We start from the raw sequence: 12,603 nt of genomic DNA on the forward strand, positions 1-12,603 counted from the left end.
AATGAGTCAGAAAATCAGAATAAAACTAAAATCCTACGATCACAATCTGGTAGATAAATCTGCAGAGAAAATCGTAAAAACTGTAAAAACTACAGGTGCCGTTGTAACAGGACCAATTCCTTTGCCAACCCACAAAAAACTTTTTACTGTTTTACGTTCTCCTCACGTAAACAAAAAAGCCAGAGAGCAATTTCAATTGAGTTCTTATAAAAGGCTTCTTGATATCTACAGTTCTTCTTCAAAAACCATTGATGCGTTGATGAAGCTTGAATTACCGAGTGGGGTTGAAGTAGAAATTAAAGTGTGATAATTCTTGACTTTTGTGAATTTAAATAAAGCAAAAGTTTAGAAGTATCCATCCCGGACTTATTTCGGGATCTCCTGGTGTATATCGGGAATTACATGTCCTAAGCAGTTGGCGAGGGAAAAACGGAAGAAAGATACATTCAGGGCGAAAGTATTTTTCTGCCCTGAATTTTTTTAAATAAATAAGTAATAATCAATAATTAATTATGTCTGGGTTAATAGGAAAAAAAATAGGCATGACCAGTATTTTTGACGAGAATGGGAAGAATATCCCTTGTACCGTTATCGAAGCAGGTCCATGCGTAGTTACCCAAGTCAGAACCAAAGAGGTTGACGGGTATGAGGCACTTCAAATTGGTTTCGATGACAAAAAGACTGTAAATAAAGCAGCTGAAGGGCATGCTAAAAAAGCAGGAAGCGTTGCAAAGCGTAAAGTCGTTGAATTCAAAGGATTTGAAGCAGATTATAAATTAGGTGACGCTATCACTGTAGAGCACTTTAGTGAGGGAGAGTTTGTAGATATTGCAGGTACTTCTAAGGGTAAAGGCTTTCAGGGTGTTGTAAAGAGGCACAACTTTGGTGGTGTTGGTCAGCAAACGCACGGGCAGCATAACCGATTAAGAGCTCCTGGTTCTATTGGTGCAGCATCTTACCCTGCACGGGTTTTCAAAGGAATGAAAATGGCCGGTAGAATGGGTGGAGAAAGAGTAAAAGTAGAAAACCTGAGAGTTTTAAAAGTAGTGGCAGATAAAAACCTTTTAGTTGTAAAAGGATGTGTGCCAGGACATAAAAACTCATACGTAATCATTAGTAAGTAATGGAAGTAGCAGTTTTAGATATAAAAGGAAAAGAAACAGGTAGAAAAGCAACGCTTTCTGATGCTGTTTTCGCTATAGAGCCGAATGATCACGCTGTGTATCTTGATGTTAAGCAATATTTAGCTAACCAACGCCAGGGGACTCATAAAGCTAAAGAGCGCGCTGAAATCGCGGGTAGTACTCGTAAGATTAAAAAGCAAAAAGGTACGGGTACGGCTCGTGCAGGTAGCATTAAGTCTCCAATCTTTAAAGGTGGTGGACGAGTTTTTGGACCTAGACCAAGAAATTACGGTTTTAAATTAAATAAAAATTTAAAGCGTCTTGCTAGAAAATCGGCCTTATCAATTAAGGCAAAAGGAAACTCAATCTATGTAGTTGAAGATTTTTCTTTTGATGCGCCAAAGACAAAAAGTATGATTAATGTTTTGGAATCCCTTGGTATTCAGGGCAAAAAATCACTTATAGTGTTGGGTGACTCAAATAAAAATGTATATTTGTCGTCACGTAATTTAAAAGGACTTGAGGTTGTAAGATCCTCAGAATTAAGTACTTACGGAATTCTAAATGCAAAGAGTATCGTATTACTTGAAGGTTCTTTAGAAGGAATTGAGTCGAATTTAAGTAAATAAGCCTTATGAGTATCTTGATAAAACCAATTATTACAGAAAAAGCCACTGGTGATAGCGAGTTGAATAACTGCTTTTCTTTTGTGGTAGATAATAAGGCGAATAAAATTGAAATTAAAAATGCAGTTGAGGCTGCTTATGGAGTTTCAGTTGAAAAAGTTCGTACTATAAATGTCCGTCCAGATCGTAAAACCAGATATACAAAATCTGGTATGATTACTGGTAAAACCAAAGCTTATAAGAAAGCATTGGTACAGGTGACGGAAGGTGAAACTATTGATTTGTATAGTAATCTTTAAGATTAAAAAATGTCAGTTAGAAAATTAAAACCAATTACCCCCGGGCAGCGTTTTAGAGTAGTGAATGGTTATGACGCCATAACTACTGATAAGCCGGAAAAAAGCCTTTTGGCTCCGATAAAAAAGTCTGGAGGGAGAAACAGTCAGGGAAAAATGACCATGCGCTATAAAGGTGGTGGTCATAAAAGACGTTACAGAATTATAGACTTTAAGCGTGACAAGCATGGGATTCCTGCTACTGTTGCGAGTATAGAATATGATCCTAACAGAACTGCTTTTATCGCATTGTTAAATTACCAGGATGGTGAAAAGCGATATGTTGTTGCTCAAAATGGGCTGCAGGTAGGTCAAAATATTGTGTCAAGCGAAGATGCTGCTGCTCCTGAAATAGGAAATGCGATGCCATTGTCTAAAATACCGCTTGGTACTGTAATTTCTTGTATAGAGCTAAGAGCTGGGCAGGGTGCTGTAATGGCTAGAAGTGCTGGTGCTTTTGCGCAACTATTGGCAAGGGAAGGTAAGTATGCAACTGTAAAGTTGCCTTCTGGGGAAATTAGAAGGATTTTGTCTACATGTATGGCAACTATTGGAGCTGTATCTAATAGTGATCATCAGCTTCTTGTTTCAGGAAAAGCTGGTAGAAAACGTTGGTTGGGTATAAGACCAAGAACAAGACCAGTTGTGATGAACCCTGTAGATCACCCAATGGGAGGTGGTGAAGGAAGAGCTTCTGGTGGTCACCCACGTTCTAGAAAAGGTTTGCCTGCTAAAGGATTTAAAACCCGTTCAAGAACAAAAGCGAGTAATAAATATATTGTAGAACGTAGAAAGAAATAATTAAGATATGGCACGTTCATTAAAAAAAGGACCTTACGTTCACTATAAATTAGATAAGAAGGTTGCTCAGAATATAGAGTCTGGTAAGAAAGCCGTGATCAAAACCTGGTCTAGAGCTTCTATGATAACACCAGATTTTGTTGGGCAAACCATCGCTGTTCACAACGGGAAACAATTTGTACCGGTCTATGTAACAGAGAACATGGTAGGGCATAAGTTAGGAGAATTTTCACCAACTCGTTCGTTTAGAGGACACGCTGGTGCAAAAAATAAAGGTAAAAGATAATTGAAGCTATGGGAGTTCGTAAAAGAGAAAGAGCAGAGCAAATAAAAGAGGCCAAAAAACAAGTGGCTTTTGCAAAGTTGAATAACTGCCCTACTTCACCTAGAAAAATGCGTCTTGTGGCGGATTTGGTAAGAGGTGAGAAAGTAGAAAAGGCGCTTCAAATATTGAAATTCAGTTCAAAAGAGGCTTCTGGTCGTTTGGAGAAATTGTTGCTATCGGCAATAGCTAATTGGCAAGCGAAAAACGAAGATGCAAGCATTGAAGATGCTGAATTGTTTGTAAAAGAAATCCGTGTAGATGGAGGAGCAATGCTTAAAAGGCTGCGTCCTGCACCGCAGGGTCGCGCACATAGAATTAGAAAAAGATCCAATCACGTTACTTTGGTGCTTGGAGAAAACAATAATACACAAAGCTAAGTAGAGTATGGGACAAAAAACAAATCCAATCGGAAATCGCCTTGGTATCGTAAGAGGATGGGAGTCCAACTGGTACGGAGGAAATGACTACGGCGACAAATTAGCCGAAGACGATAAGATTAGAAAGTATATCCATGCTCGTCTTTCAAAAGCGAGTGTATCTAGGGTGATTATTGAGCGTACGCTTAAGCTTGTAACCGTTACTATCACCACTGCCAGACCAGGTATTATTATTGGAAAAGGCGGTCAGGAGGTAGACAAGCTTAAAGAGGAGCTTAAGAAGATTACCGACAAGGAGGTTCAAATTAACATCTTTGAGATTAAGAGGCCAGAACTTGATGCACATTTAGTTGCTGCAAGTGTTGCTAGACAAATTGAGAATCGTATCTCTTATCGTCGCGCAATTAAAATGGCTATCGCGGCTGCTATGAGGATGAATGCTGAAGGAATTAAAATACAAATTTCCGGACGTTTAAATGGTGCTGAAATGGCACGTTCAGAGGCATACAAAGATGGTAGAATACCTTTGTCTACTTTTAGGGCTGATATTGATTATGCTTTAGTTGAAGCTCATACTACCTATGGTAGATTGGGTGTTAAAGTATGGATCATGAAAGGCGAAGTGTACGGTAAAAGAGAACTTTCTCCGCTTGTTGGTATGTCTAAGAAGCAAGGAGGAAAAGCTGGAGCCGGACGAGGTGGTAACAAATCACGTCGTAGAAAGTAATTTTTTAAAGTAAAGAAAAATGTTACAACCTAAAAGAACAAAATACCGTAAACAGCAGAAAGGCCGTATGAAAGGTAATGCCGGAAGAGGGCATAGACTCTCTAACGGAACTTTTGGAATTAAATCTATGGATTCTAGTTTCATTACTGCCCGTCAAATAGAAGCTGCACGTATTGCTGCTACCCGTTACATGAAAAGGGAAGGGTCTATCTGGATTAAAATTTTCCCGGATAAGCCTATTACTAAAAAGCCTCTTGAGGTTCGTATGGGTAAAGGTAAAGGTGCTGTTGAATATTGGGCTGCTGTTGTAAAGCCAGGAAGAATTATGTTTGAAATTGGTGGAGTGCCAATGGATGTTGCGAAAGAAGCTTTAAGGCTTGCAGCACAGAAACTTCCGGTAAGAACCAAATTTATTGTAGCTAGAGATTATCAAGCTTAATATTATAAAGTTATGAAACAATCAGAAGTAAAAGAACTGTCTGTGGCAGAATTACAAGAAGAGCTTGGGAAATCTAGAAAAGCATATTCAGATTTGAAAATGGCTCACGCAGTTTCGCCATTAGAGAACCCAATACAGCTTAGAGCTGTAAGAAGAACTATAGCGAGACTTGCTACAGAGTTAACTAAAAGAGAACAACAATAAGTGTTATTCTGCTGAAAGATGGAAAAAAGAAATTTAAGAAAAGAGCGTATAGGTGTTGTTACCAGTAATAGAATGCAGAAATCAATCGTGGTTTCTGAAATTAAGAAAGTAAAGCACCCTATGTATGGAAAGTTCGTTTTGAAAACGAAAAAATATGTAGCGCACGACGAAACAAACGACTGCAACGAAGGAGATACAGTAAGGATCATGGAGACAAGGCCTTTAAGTAAATCTAAATGTTGGAGATTAGTAGAAATAATTGAAAGAGCTAAGTAATGGTACAACAAGAGTCTAGACTAAGAGTAGCAGACAATACCGGGGCAAAAGAAGTTTTGACCATTCGTGTATTGGGCGGTACAAAGAAAAGATACGCTTCTGTTGGGGACAAAATCGTTGTCAGCGTAAAAGAAGCTACACCTAACGGGAATATCAAAAAAGGTGCAGTTTCAACAGCAGTAGTTGTTCGTACCAAGAAGGAAGTACGTAGGCAGGACGGATCATATATTCGTTTTGATGATAATGCCTGTGTACTGTTAAACCCTACTGGAGAAATGCGCGGAACCCGTGTTTTTGGCCCAGTAGCGAGAGAACTTCGTGATAAGCAATTCATGAAAATTGTATCATTGGCACCAGAGGTGCTTTAATACATTAATAAGATGAGAAAGCTTAAGATAAAAACTGGAGATACTGTAAGAGTTGTTGCCGGAGACCATAAAGGTCAGGAAGGTAAGGTTCAAAAAGTTCTCATAGAAAAGAATAAAGCCATTGTTGAAGGTGTAAATACTATTTCAAAACACGAGAAACCAAGTGCGGCTAACCCACAAGGTGGTATCGTAAAGAAAGAGGCACCTATTCATATTTCCAATCTTTCTTTGCTAGACAAAGATGGTAATACTACCCGCGTTGGATATAGGGAAGAGGATGGTAAGAAAGTAAGATTTTCCAAAAAATCTAATGAAGTAATTTAGTTATGGCATACGTACCAAGACTTAAAAAAGAATATGCAGAGCGAGTAAAGCCTGCATTAAAAGAAGAATTTAGCTACGCTAACGTAATGGAGATTCCAGGACTAAAAAAAATAGTTTTGAGCCGAGGCGTTGGTGCAGCTGTAGCAGACAAAAAGCTTATTGATCATGCTGTAGACGAATTGACTACAATTACAGGTCAAAAAGCGGTGCAAACCATTTCTAAAAAGGATGTTGCTTCATTTAAACTTCGTAAAGGAATGCCAATTGGGGCAAAAGTAACTTTACGAGGATATAGAATGTACGAATTCCTGGATCGTTTAATTACATCTGCACTTCCACGTGTACGTGATTTTAACGGGATTAAAGCTAATGGTTTTGATGGTAGAGGGAATTACAACCTTGGTATTACTGAACAAATCATCTTTCCGGAGATTGATATTGATAAAGTAAACCGAATTAGCGGTATGGATATTACCTTTGTGACCAGTGCTAAAACTGATAAGGAAGCTAAATCATTGTTAACCGAACTGGGATTACCTTTTAAAAAGAATTAATTATGGCTAAAGAATCAATGAAAGCCCGTGAGGTGAAGAGGCAAAAAATGGTAAAAAAGTATGCTGAAAAGCGTGAGGCTTTGAAAGAGGCTGGCGACTGGGAAGCATTGCAGAAATTGCCAAAAAACTCTTCTCCTGTACGTTTGCATAACCGTTGTAAACTAACTGGTAGGCCAAAGGGATATATGAGACAGTTTGGTCTTTCTCGTGTAATGTTTAGAGAAATGGCTAATAAAGGTTTAATTCCTGGAGTTAGAAAAGCTAGTTGGTAAATTATAAATTGGGTGCAGGTTCTTCCGGTGAACGGTAAGAAAACCGCATCCGCAAACTATTATAAATGAATACAGATCCTATTGCAGATTATTTGACGAGAATTAGGAACGCTGTGGCTGCAAACCACAGAGTGGTAGAAATACCAGCTTCTAATCTTAAAAAAGAAATAACAAAAATATTATTCGATCAGGGATATATTCTAAGTTACAAGTTTGATGATGCTACTTCTCAAGGGACAATAAAAATTGCCCTTAAGTATGACAAAATCACAAAAGAGCCTGTAATTAAAGATATTCAGAGAATAAGTAAACCCGGTTTGCGTAAGTATGCCGGCGCTAATGAATTGCCACGTATCCTTAATGGTCTTGGTATAGCTATAGTATCTACTTCTCATGGTGTAATGACCGGGAAGCAGGCTAAAGCAGAGAAAGTTGGTGGTGAAGTATTGTGTTACGTTTACTAATACTTAAAAGACTAAAGAAATGTCAAGAATAGGTAAAAGTCCAATTACAATTCCTGAAGGTGTGAATGTAGACCTAAATGGGGATATTGTAACGGTAAAAGGAAAATTAGGAGAACTTAAGCAGGAAGTTAGCGACATTGATGTGAAAATTGAAGATGGCGTAATTACTTTTGAGCGTTCTTCTGAGAAAAGTGATCAGAAAGCAAAACACGGTCTATATCGTGCGTTGATAAACAATATGATAGAAGGGGTTTCTAACGGATACACTAAATCATTGGAACTGGTAGGAGTTGGTTATAGAGCAACTAACCAGGGACAAAAATTAGATTTGGCAGTTGGTTTTTCCCATAATATTGTGATAGATTTGGCACCAGAGGTAAAAGTAGAAACAATTTCAGAAAAGGGTAAAAACCCTATAGTGAAGTTAACTTCTCACGATAAACAACTGGTAGGTCAGGTAGCTGCTAAAATACGTTCCTTCAGAGCTCCAGAGCCTTATAAAGGAAAAGGTATTAAGTATGTTGGAGAACAATTACGTAGAAAAGCAGGTAAATCAGCTTAATAAAGTTTAGATATGGCAGTTTCAAAACAAGATAGACGAAATAAAATTAGAAAGCGTGTTCGTAAGGCAATTACGGGGACCGCTAGCCGTCCAAGATTATCTGTATTTAGAAGTAATAAAGAAATTTATGCTCAAATTATAGATGATGTAGAAGGAAAAACCCTGGCAGCAGCTTCTTCAAGAGATAAAGGCGTGTCAGTTGAAGGTAATAAATCCGAGCAAGCTAAACTTGTAGGTAAAGCCCTTGCTGAAAAAGCTTTGAAAGCCGGTGTGGAAACAATTTCTTTTGACAGAGGTGGTTACCTGTATCACGGAAGAGTTAAATCATTAGCAGAAGGTGCTCGCGAAGGAGGACTTAAATTCTAGAAAGTTATGTATCAAAATTATAAAAACGTAGAACATGTAAAACCAGGTGGCCTTGAATTAAAAGACCGTTTGGTGGGAGTACAACGTGTTACTAAGGTAACCAAAGGTGGTAGAGCTTTTGGATTTTCTGCTATAGTTGTAGTAGGAGATGAAAATGGCGTAGTTGGTCATGGTTTAGGAAGATCTAAGGAAGTAGCTGATGCTATTGCCAAAGGTGTTGAGGATGCTAAGAAGAATTTAGTGCGTATTCCTTTAAACAAGACTACTATACCACACGAGCAAAACGGTAAGTATAGTGGTGCGCGTGTTATTCTTTTGCCAGCTGCAGAAGGTACTGGAGTTATAGCCGGTGGTCCTATTCGTGCGGTATTAGAATCTGTAGGGGTTCAGGATGTACTTTCTAAAAGTCAGGGATCATCTAACCCGCATAACATGGTAAAAGCAACTTTTGATGCCTTACTGCAATTGCGTAGTGCAGAGACTATCGCTAAGCAACGTGGTATTTCATTAGAAAAGGTTTTTAAAGGATAAATCAAGGAGAAAGATGGGAAAGATAAAAGTAACGAAAGTAAAAAGTGCTATTAATCGTACTAAAAACCAGAAACTGGTATTAGAAGCCCTTGGTCTTAAGAAAATGGGCCAAACGGTAGAGCACAACGATACGCCAAACATCCTTGGTATGGTAAATAAAGTTAAACATTTAGTTTCTGTAGAGGAAACAAAATAATAAATTCACATGGAATTAAATAACTTAAAGCCTGCAAAAGGTTCAGTTAAGAGTAACAACAAGCGTGTTGGCCGTGGAGAAGGATCTGGTAAAGGTGGTACTGCCACCCGTGGTCACAAAGGGGCTAAATCTCGTTCTGGTTACTCTAAAAAGATTGGTTTTGAAGGTGGGCAAATGCCACTTCAACGTCGTGTTCCAAAATTTGGTTTCACTAACAGAAATCGTGTGGCTTATCAGGGTGTAAACCTGGATACTTTACAACGTTTGGTTGATGAAGGTAAAATTAAAGATACTGTAGATGTTGATATCTTGATCGCTAACGGTCTTGTAGGTAAAAACGAACCAGTTAAGATATTAGGTAGAGGTGAATTAAAGGCAAAGTTGAAAATATCTGTTCATAAATTTACGGCCTCAGCAAAGGAAGCTATTGAAGCTGCTGGAGGTGAAGTTGTTACTTTATAATAGATAGCCAAATGAAATTCATCAATACTATTAAAAATATTTGGAAGATCGAGGAGCTAAAAAATCGAATTTTAGTTACCCTCGGTCTATTGTTGGTTTACCGTTTTGGGGCACAAGTTGTGCTTCCCGGAATCGATGCTTCGCAATTATCCAATCTCGCAACACAAACAGATGGTGGTCTTTTAGGGCTCTTAAATGCATTTACAGGGGGAGCATTTTCTAATGCTTCTGTATTTGCCTTAGGAATTATGCCTTATATCTCGGCTTCTATTGTAGTGCAGCTTATGGGTATTGCGATACCATATTTGCAAAAATTGCAAAAGGAAGGTGAAAGCGGTAGACGTAAGATCAATCAAATCACCCGTTGGTTAACTATTGCAATTACTTTAGTGCAGGGGCCAGGTTATATTTATAACCTTTTTGCTACTCTCCCACAGCAAGCCTTCTTGTTGGGTGATACTGTTACTTTTGTAGCTTCTGCCGTAGTTATTCTTACTACAGGGACTATTTTTGCAATGTGGTTGGGTGAAAAGATAACCGATAAAGGTATTGGTAATGGTATTTCGCTATTGATTATGGTTGGTATTATTGCGACCTTGCCGCAAGCGTTTATCCAGGAATTCGCTTCAAGGGTATTCGAATCTAATGGTGGTCTTATTATGATTCTTATTGAATTGGTAATTTGGTTTGCTATTATTTTAGCTTCGGTAATGTTGGTAATGGCCGTGCGCCAAATTCCAGTGCAGTATGCCAGAAGAACCGCCTCTGGAGGTTATGAAAAAAATGTATTCGGATCTAGGCAGTATATACCACTTAAGCTGAACGCTTCTGGGGTGATGCCAATTATATTTGCACAGGCTATTATGTTTATCCCGGCTGCCGTAGCAGGATTATCAGATTCTGATGCAGCACAAGGTGTTACCGCCGCCTTTAGCGATATATTTGGTTTTTGGTATAACGTAGTATTTGCATTGTTAATCATTGTGTTTACTTATTTTTATACCGCTATTACTGTACCTACCAATAAAATGGCTGATGATCTAAAACGTAGTGGTGGTTTTATTCCTGGAATTCGCCCGGGAACAGAAACTGCTGAGTTTTTAGATAGAATTATGTCTCAAATTACCTTGCCAGGATCTATTTTTCTTGCGCTTATTGCTGTGTTCCCAGCAATCGTGGTGCAACTCTTAGGTGTGCAACAAGGATGGGCATTGTTTTTTGGAGGAACCTCGCTTTTAATTATGGTTGGAGTTGCAATAGATACTATGCAACAAGTAAATTCTTACTTGCTGAATAGACATTACGACGGATTAATGAAAACAGGTAAAAACAGAAAAGCAGTAGCTTAATTATGGCAAAACAACCGGCAATAGAGCAAGACGGAACAATTATAGAAGCATTATCTAATGCAATGTTTCGCGTAGAATTGGAAAATGGTCACGTTGTGACAGCTCATATCTCTGGAAAAATGCGTATGCATTACATTAAATTGTTGCCTGGAGATAAGGTGAAACTGGAAATGAGCCCTTACGATTTAAGTAAGGCTCGTATAACATACAGATACTAAAAGTAATTTGAGCTATTTGTAAAATTTTCAGTACTTTTGCAACCTGAAAAATTTATGAATGCTGAAATCCTGGCTTAAAATTATTTTTTAGGACCAGCGAATTGTAAAAAACTAAAGAGATGAAAGTTAGAGCATCAGTAAAGAAAAGAAGTGCCGACTGCAAAATTGTTCGCAGAAAAGGGCGCCTTTACGTAATTAACAAAAAGAATCCTAGATTTAAACAAAGACAAGGCTAATTATGGCAAGAATTGCAGGGGTAGATATACCTAAACAAAAGCGAGGAGTTATAGCATTAACCTATATCTTCGGAATTGGCAAAAGCAGGGCACAAAAAATCCTTAGCCAGGCCAAAGTAGATGAAAGCAAAAAAGTTTCAGATTGGGACGATGATGAAATTGGTCGTATTCGTGAAGCTGTTGGAGAATTTACAATCGAAGGAGAATTACGTACAGAAGTACAGTTGAGTATTAAACGTCTAATGGATATTGGATGTTATAGAGGTATTCGTCACAGAAGTGGTTTGCCGCTTAGAGGACAAAGAACCAAAAACAACTCAAGAACCAGAAAAGGTAGAAGAAAAACAGTTGCTAACAAGAAGAAAGCAACTAAATAGTAATTAATATGGCAAAGAAGACAGTTCAAAAAAAGCGTAAAGTAATCGTTGAGGCCGTTGGGCAAGCTCACGTTACGGCTTCTTTCAATAACATTATTGTTTCCCTTACTAATAAAAAGGGAGATGTTATTGCCTGGTCATCAGCAGGAAAAATGGGCTTTAGAGGTTCTAAAAAGAATACTCCATATGCAGCCCAGTTAGCTGCAGAAGACGCGTCTAAAGTAGCTCACGAAGCTGGTTTGCGCAAAGTTAAAGTTTACGTAAAGGGACCGGGTAATGGTAGAGAATCTGCTATCCGTTCGCTTCATAACAATGGAATTGAAGTAACAGAAATTGTTGATGTTACTCCATTACCACACAACGGATGTCGTCCTCCTAAAAGACGTAGAGTTTAATAATAAGTATAAACAATAGGAAAGGAGTTAAGATTATCGAAGGACAGAGACCTTAATTCATAATCCCTTTCTTCTAAAATTAAAGTTAATGGCAAGATATACTGGTCCAAAGACTAAAATAGCCCGTAAATTTGGTGAAGCTATTTTTGGAGACGATAAGTCTTTTGAAAAAAGAAATTACCCACCGGGACAACACGGTAATAACCGTCGTCGCGGAAAAAAATCTGAATATGCTATCCAGTTAATGGAAAAGCAAAAAGCAAAGTATACCTATGGTATTCTAGAGCGTCAGTTTAGGAATATGTTTAAGAGAGCTACAAGAGCTCAGGGTATTACAGGTGAGGTTTTACTTCAACTTTGTGAATCACGACTTGATAACGTTGTGTATAGAATGGGTATTGCTCCTACTAGAAGCGCAGCAAGACAATTTGTATCTCATAGACACATAACTGTAAATGGAAGTTTGGTAAATATACCATCTTACCAATTGAAGCCAGGAGATGTTGTAGGTGTTCGTGAAAAATCAAAATCATTGCAAGCCATCCAGGATTCATTGGCAAATTCTAGTGCCGTTTATGAATGGATTACCTGGAATAATGAAACTAAAGAAGGAACTTTTGTTTCGGTACCCGGACGTATTCAGATCCCGGAAAACATAAATGAACAATTCATCGTCGAATTATATTCGAAATAAT

The 12,603-nt window shown here is 38.2% G+C and carries 27 protein-coding genes; all 27 read left to right on the top strand.

What is annotated here, in order from left to right:
• The first annotated feature begins 1 nt into the window (after nucleotide 1).
• Nucleotides 2-307, top strand: a complete 306-nt coding sequence (rpsJ, locus tag GUB10_RS04825; protein ID WP_037319211.1) for a 30S ribosomal protein S10 — start codon at nucleotides 2-4, stop codon at nucleotides 305-307.
• 205 nt (nucleotides 308-512) lie between these two features.
• On the top strand, nucleotides 513-1,124 hold the full coding sequence (gene rplC / locus GUB10_RS04830) for a 50S ribosomal protein L3 (protein ID WP_193710313.1): 612 nt from the start codon (nucleotides 513-515) through the stop codon (nucleotides 1,122-1,124).
• A complete protein-coding gene (gene rplD / locus GUB10_RS04835; protein ID WP_193710314.1) occupies nucleotides 1,124-1,753 on the top strand; it encodes a 50S ribosomal protein L4 in 630 nt (209 codons plus the stop codon). The genes rplC and rplD overlap by 1 nt, the downstream gene beginning before the upstream one ends.
• Nucleotides 1,754-1,758: 5 nt before the next feature.
• Nucleotides 1,759-2,049, top strand: a complete 291-nt coding sequence (rplW, locus tag GUB10_RS04840; protein ID WP_193710315.1) for a 50S ribosomal protein L23 — start codon at nucleotides 1,759-1,761, stop codon at nucleotides 2,047-2,049.
• A gap of 9 nt (nucleotides 2,050-2,058) precedes the next feature.
• Nucleotides 2,059-2,886 carry a 50S ribosomal protein L2 gene (gene rplB, locus GUB10_RS04845; RefSeq protein ID WP_193710316.1) on the top strand — a complete coding sequence of 276 codons (828 nt, stop codon included), beginning with the start codon at nucleotides 2,059-2,061 and terminating at the stop codon, nucleotides 2,884-2,886.
• Between the two features lie 7 nt (nucleotides 2,887-2,893).
• Nucleotides 2,894-3,172: a 30S ribosomal protein S19 gene (rpsS, locus tag GUB10_RS04850; RefSeq protein ID WP_037319223.1), complete on the top strand. Its 279-nt coding sequence runs from the start codon at nucleotides 2,894-2,896 to the stop codon at nucleotides 3,170-3,172.
• 8 nt (nucleotides 3,173-3,180) lie between these two features.
• Complete coding sequence (rplV, locus tag GUB10_RS04855; RefSeq protein ID WP_193710317.1) at nucleotides 3,181-3,588, top strand: 50S ribosomal protein L22; 408 nt, start codon at nucleotides 3,181-3,183, stop codon at nucleotides 3,586-3,588.
• A 7-nt stretch (nucleotides 3,589-3,595) separates the two neighbouring features.
• The gene (gene rpsC / locus GUB10_RS04860) at nucleotides 3,596-4,315 is read left to right on the top strand and encodes a 30S ribosomal protein S3 (RefSeq protein WP_193710318.1); all 720 of its coding nucleotides are present in this window, start codon (nucleotides 3,596-3,598) and stop codon (nucleotides 4,313-4,315) included.
• A gap of 19 nt (nucleotides 4,316-4,334) precedes the next feature.
• On the top strand, nucleotides 4,335-4,754 hold the full coding sequence (gene rplP / locus GUB10_RS04865) for a 50S ribosomal protein L16 (protein WP_057482229.1): 420 nt from the start codon (nucleotides 4,335-4,337) through the stop codon (nucleotides 4,752-4,754).
• Nucleotides 4,755-4,766: 12 nt separating this feature from the next.
• Entirely contained in the window at nucleotides 4,767-4,958 is a 192-nt protein-coding gene (gene rpmC, locus GUB10_RS04870; protein ID WP_037319233.1) for a 50S ribosomal protein L29, read from the top strand.
• An 18-nt stretch (nucleotides 4,959-4,976) separates the two neighbouring features.
• Nucleotides 4,977-5,234, top strand: a complete 258-nt coding sequence (rpsQ, locus tag GUB10_RS04875; RefSeq protein ID WP_193710319.1) for a 30S ribosomal protein S17 — start codon at nucleotides 4,977-4,979, stop codon at nucleotides 5,232-5,234.
• Nucleotides 5,234-5,602: a 50S ribosomal protein L14 gene (rplN, locus tag GUB10_RS04880; protein ID WP_037319239.1), complete on the top strand. Its 369-nt coding sequence runs from the start codon at nucleotides 5,234-5,236 to the stop codon at nucleotides 5,600-5,602. Before rpsQ ends, rplN begins: the two co-directional genes overlap by 1 nt.
• A 12-nt stretch (nucleotides 5,603-5,614) precedes the next feature.
• The gene (rplX, locus tag GUB10_RS04885) at nucleotides 5,615-5,926 is read left to right on the top strand and encodes a 50S ribosomal protein L24 (protein ID WP_193710320.1); all 312 of its coding nucleotides are present in this window, start codon (nucleotides 5,615-5,617) and stop codon (nucleotides 5,924-5,926) included.
• Between the two features lie 2 nt (nucleotides 5,927-5,928).
• Entirely contained in the window at nucleotides 5,929-6,480 is a 552-nt protein-coding gene (gene rplE, locus GUB10_RS04890) for a 50S ribosomal protein L5 (protein ID WP_193710321.1), read from the top strand.
• Nucleotides 6,481-6,482: 2 nt separating this feature from the next.
• Nucleotides 6,483-6,752, top strand: coding sequence for a 30S ribosomal protein S14 (gene rpsN, locus GUB10_RS04895; protein WP_057482226.1), 270 nt, complete (start codon nucleotides 6,483-6,485; stop codon nucleotides 6,750-6,752).
• Between the two features lie 65 nt (nucleotides 6,753-6,817).
• Complete coding sequence (rpsH, locus tag GUB10_RS04900; protein WP_193710322.1) at nucleotides 6,818-7,216, top strand: 30S ribosomal protein S8; 399 nt, start codon at nucleotides 6,818-6,820, stop codon at nucleotides 7,214-7,216.
• Between the two features lie 19 nt (nucleotides 7,217-7,235).
• A complete protein-coding gene (rplF, locus tag GUB10_RS04905) occupies nucleotides 7,236-7,778 on the top strand; it encodes a 50S ribosomal protein L6 (protein ID WP_193710323.1) in 543 nt (180 codons plus the stop codon).
• 12 nt (nucleotides 7,779-7,790) lie between these two features.
• Nucleotides 7,791-8,144, top strand: a complete 354-nt coding sequence (gene rplR / locus GUB10_RS04910; RefSeq protein WP_193710324.1) for a 50S ribosomal protein L18 — start codon at nucleotides 7,791-7,793, stop codon at nucleotides 8,142-8,144.
• Nucleotides 8,145-8,150: 6 nt separating this feature from the next.
• Nucleotides 8,151-8,675: a 30S ribosomal protein S5 gene (gene rpsE, locus GUB10_RS04915; protein WP_193710325.1), complete on the top strand. Its 525-nt coding sequence runs from the start codon at nucleotides 8,151-8,153 to the stop codon at nucleotides 8,673-8,675.
• A 13-nt stretch (nucleotides 8,676-8,688) separates the two neighbouring features.
• The gene (rpmD, locus tag GUB10_RS04920; protein ID WP_193710326.1) at nucleotides 8,689-8,871 is read left to right on the top strand and encodes a 50S ribosomal protein L30; all 183 of its coding nucleotides are present in this window, start codon (nucleotides 8,689-8,691) and stop codon (nucleotides 8,869-8,871) included.
• 9 nt (nucleotides 8,872-8,880) lie between these two features.
• On the top strand, nucleotides 8,881-9,333 hold the full coding sequence (gene rplO, locus GUB10_RS04925) for a 50S ribosomal protein L15 (protein ID WP_193710327.1): 453 nt from the start codon (nucleotides 8,881-8,883) through the stop codon (nucleotides 9,331-9,333).
• 11 nt (nucleotides 9,334-9,344) lie between these two features.
• Entirely contained in the window at nucleotides 9,345-10,682 is a 1,338-nt protein-coding gene (gene secY, locus GUB10_RS04930; protein WP_193710328.1) for a preprotein translocase subunit SecY, read from the top strand.
• Between the two features lie 2 nt (nucleotides 10,683-10,684).
• On the top strand, nucleotides 10,685-10,900 hold the full coding sequence (gene infA / locus GUB10_RS04935) for a translation initiation factor IF-1 (RefSeq protein WP_013073244.1): 216 nt from the start codon (nucleotides 10,685-10,687) through the stop codon (nucleotides 10,898-10,900).
• A gap of 119 nt (nucleotides 10,901-11,019) precedes the next feature.
• On the top strand, nucleotides 11,020-11,136 hold the full coding sequence (gene ykgO, locus GUB10_RS04940; RefSeq protein ID WP_013305171.1) for a type B 50S ribosomal protein L36: 117 nt from the start codon (nucleotides 11,020-11,022) through the stop codon (nucleotides 11,134-11,136).
• A 2-nt stretch (nucleotides 11,137-11,138) separates the two neighbouring features.
• Nucleotides 11,139-11,513 carry a 30S ribosomal protein S13 gene (rpsM, locus tag GUB10_RS04945; RefSeq protein ID WP_193710329.1) on the top strand — a complete coding sequence of 125 codons (375 nt, stop codon included), beginning with the start codon at nucleotides 11,139-11,141 and terminating at the stop codon, nucleotides 11,511-11,513.
• Between the two features lie 8 nt (nucleotides 11,514-11,521).
• Nucleotides 11,522-11,908 (top strand): 30S ribosomal protein S11, encoded by a 387-nt coding sequence (gene rpsK / locus GUB10_RS04950; RefSeq protein WP_193710330.1) that lies wholly within the window; start codon nucleotides 11,522-11,524, stop codon nucleotides 11,906-11,908.
• A gap of 88 nt (nucleotides 11,909-11,996) precedes the next feature.
• Entirely contained in the window at nucleotides 11,997-12,602 is a 606-nt protein-coding gene (gene rpsD / locus GUB10_RS04955; protein WP_193710331.1) for a 30S ribosomal protein S4, read from the top strand.
• Nucleotide 12,603: the final 1 nt, after the last annotated feature.

The sequence above is a fragment of the Salegentibacter sp. BLCTC genome, assembly GCF_015143665.1.
Lineage (GTDB): Bacteria > Bacteroidota > Bacteroidia > Flavobacteriales > Flavobacteriaceae > Salegentibacter > Salegentibacter maritimus.

Coding starts and splice junctions, on each gene's coding strand:
- rpsJ (WP_037319211.1), top strand. CDS start 2: ATGAGTCAGAAAATCAGAATAAAACTAAAATCCTACGATCACAATCTG.
- rplC (WP_193710313.1), top strand. CDS start 513: ATGTCTGGGTTAATAGGAAAAAAAATAGGCATGACCAGTATTTTTGAC.
- rplD (WP_193710314.1), top strand. CDS start 1,124: ATGGAAGTAGCAGTTTTAGATATAAAAGGAAAAGAAACAGGTAGAAAA.
- rplW (WP_193710315.1), top strand. CDS start 1,759: ATGAGTATCTTGATAAAACCAATTATTACAGAAAAAGCCACTGGTGAT.
- rplB (WP_193710316.1), top strand. CDS start 2,059: ATGTCAGTTAGAAAATTAAAACCAATTACCCCCGGGCAGCGTTTTAGA.
- rpsS (WP_037319223.1), top strand. CDS start 2,894: ATGGCACGTTCATTAAAAAAAGGACCTTACGTTCACTATAAATTAGAT.
- rplV (WP_193710317.1), top strand. CDS start 3,181: ATGGGAGTTCGTAAAAGAGAAAGAGCAGAGCAAATAAAAGAGGCCAAA.
- rpsC (WP_193710318.1), top strand. CDS start 3,596: ATGGGACAAAAAACAAATCCAATCGGAAATCGCCTTGGTATCGTAAGA.
- rplP (WP_057482229.1), top strand. CDS start 4,335: ATGTTACAACCTAAAAGAACAAAATACCGTAAACAGCAGAAAGGCCGT.
- rpmC (WP_037319233.1), top strand. CDS start 4,767: ATGAAACAATCAGAAGTAAAAGAACTGTCTGTGGCAGAATTACAAGAA.
- rpsQ (WP_193710319.1), top strand. CDS start 4,977: ATGGAAAAAAGAAATTTAAGAAAAGAGCGTATAGGTGTTGTTACCAGT.
- rplN (WP_037319239.1), top strand. CDS start 5,234: ATGGTACAACAAGAGTCTAGACTAAGAGTAGCAGACAATACCGGGGCA.
- rplX (WP_193710320.1), top strand. CDS start 5,615: ATGAGAAAGCTTAAGATAAAAACTGGAGATACTGTAAGAGTTGTTGCC.
- rplE (WP_193710321.1), top strand. CDS start 5,929: ATGGCATACGTACCAAGACTTAAAAAAGAATATGCAGAGCGAGTAAAG.
- rpsN (WP_057482226.1), top strand. CDS start 6,483: ATGGCTAAAGAATCAATGAAAGCCCGTGAGGTGAAGAGGCAAAAAATG.
- rpsH (WP_193710322.1), top strand. CDS start 6,818: ATGAATACAGATCCTATTGCAGATTATTTGACGAGAATTAGGAACGCT.
- rplF (WP_193710323.1), top strand. CDS start 7,236: ATGTCAAGAATAGGTAAAAGTCCAATTACAATTCCTGAAGGTGTGAAT.
- rplR (WP_193710324.1), top strand. CDS start 7,791: ATGGCAGTTTCAAAACAAGATAGACGAAATAAAATTAGAAAGCGTGTT.
- rpsE (WP_193710325.1), top strand. CDS start 8,151: ATGTATCAAAATTATAAAAACGTAGAACATGTAAAACCAGGTGGCCTT.
- rpmD (WP_193710326.1), top strand. CDS start 8,689: ATGGGAAAGATAAAAGTAACGAAAGTAAAAAGTGCTATTAATCGTACT.
- rplO (WP_193710327.1), top strand. CDS start 8,881: ATGGAATTAAATAACTTAAAGCCTGCAAAAGGTTCAGTTAAGAGTAAC.
- secY (WP_193710328.1), top strand. CDS start 9,345: ATGAAATTCATCAATACTATTAAAAATATTTGGAAGATCGAGGAGCTA.
- infA (WP_013073244.1), top strand. CDS start 10,685: ATGGCAAAACAACCGGCAATAGAGCAAGACGGAACAATTATAGAAGCA.
- ykgO (WP_013305171.1), top strand. CDS start 11,020: ATGAAAGTTAGAGCATCAGTAAAGAAAAGAAGTGCCGACTGCAAAATT.
- rpsM (WP_193710329.1), top strand. CDS start 11,139: ATGGCAAGAATTGCAGGGGTAGATATACCTAAACAAAAGCGAGGAGTT.
- rpsK (WP_193710330.1), top strand. CDS start 11,522: ATGGCAAAGAAGACAGTTCAAAAAAAGCGTAAAGTAATCGTTGAGGCC.
- rpsD (WP_193710331.1), top strand. CDS start 11,997: ATGGCAAGATATACTGGTCCAAAGACTAAAATAGCCCGTAAATTTGGT.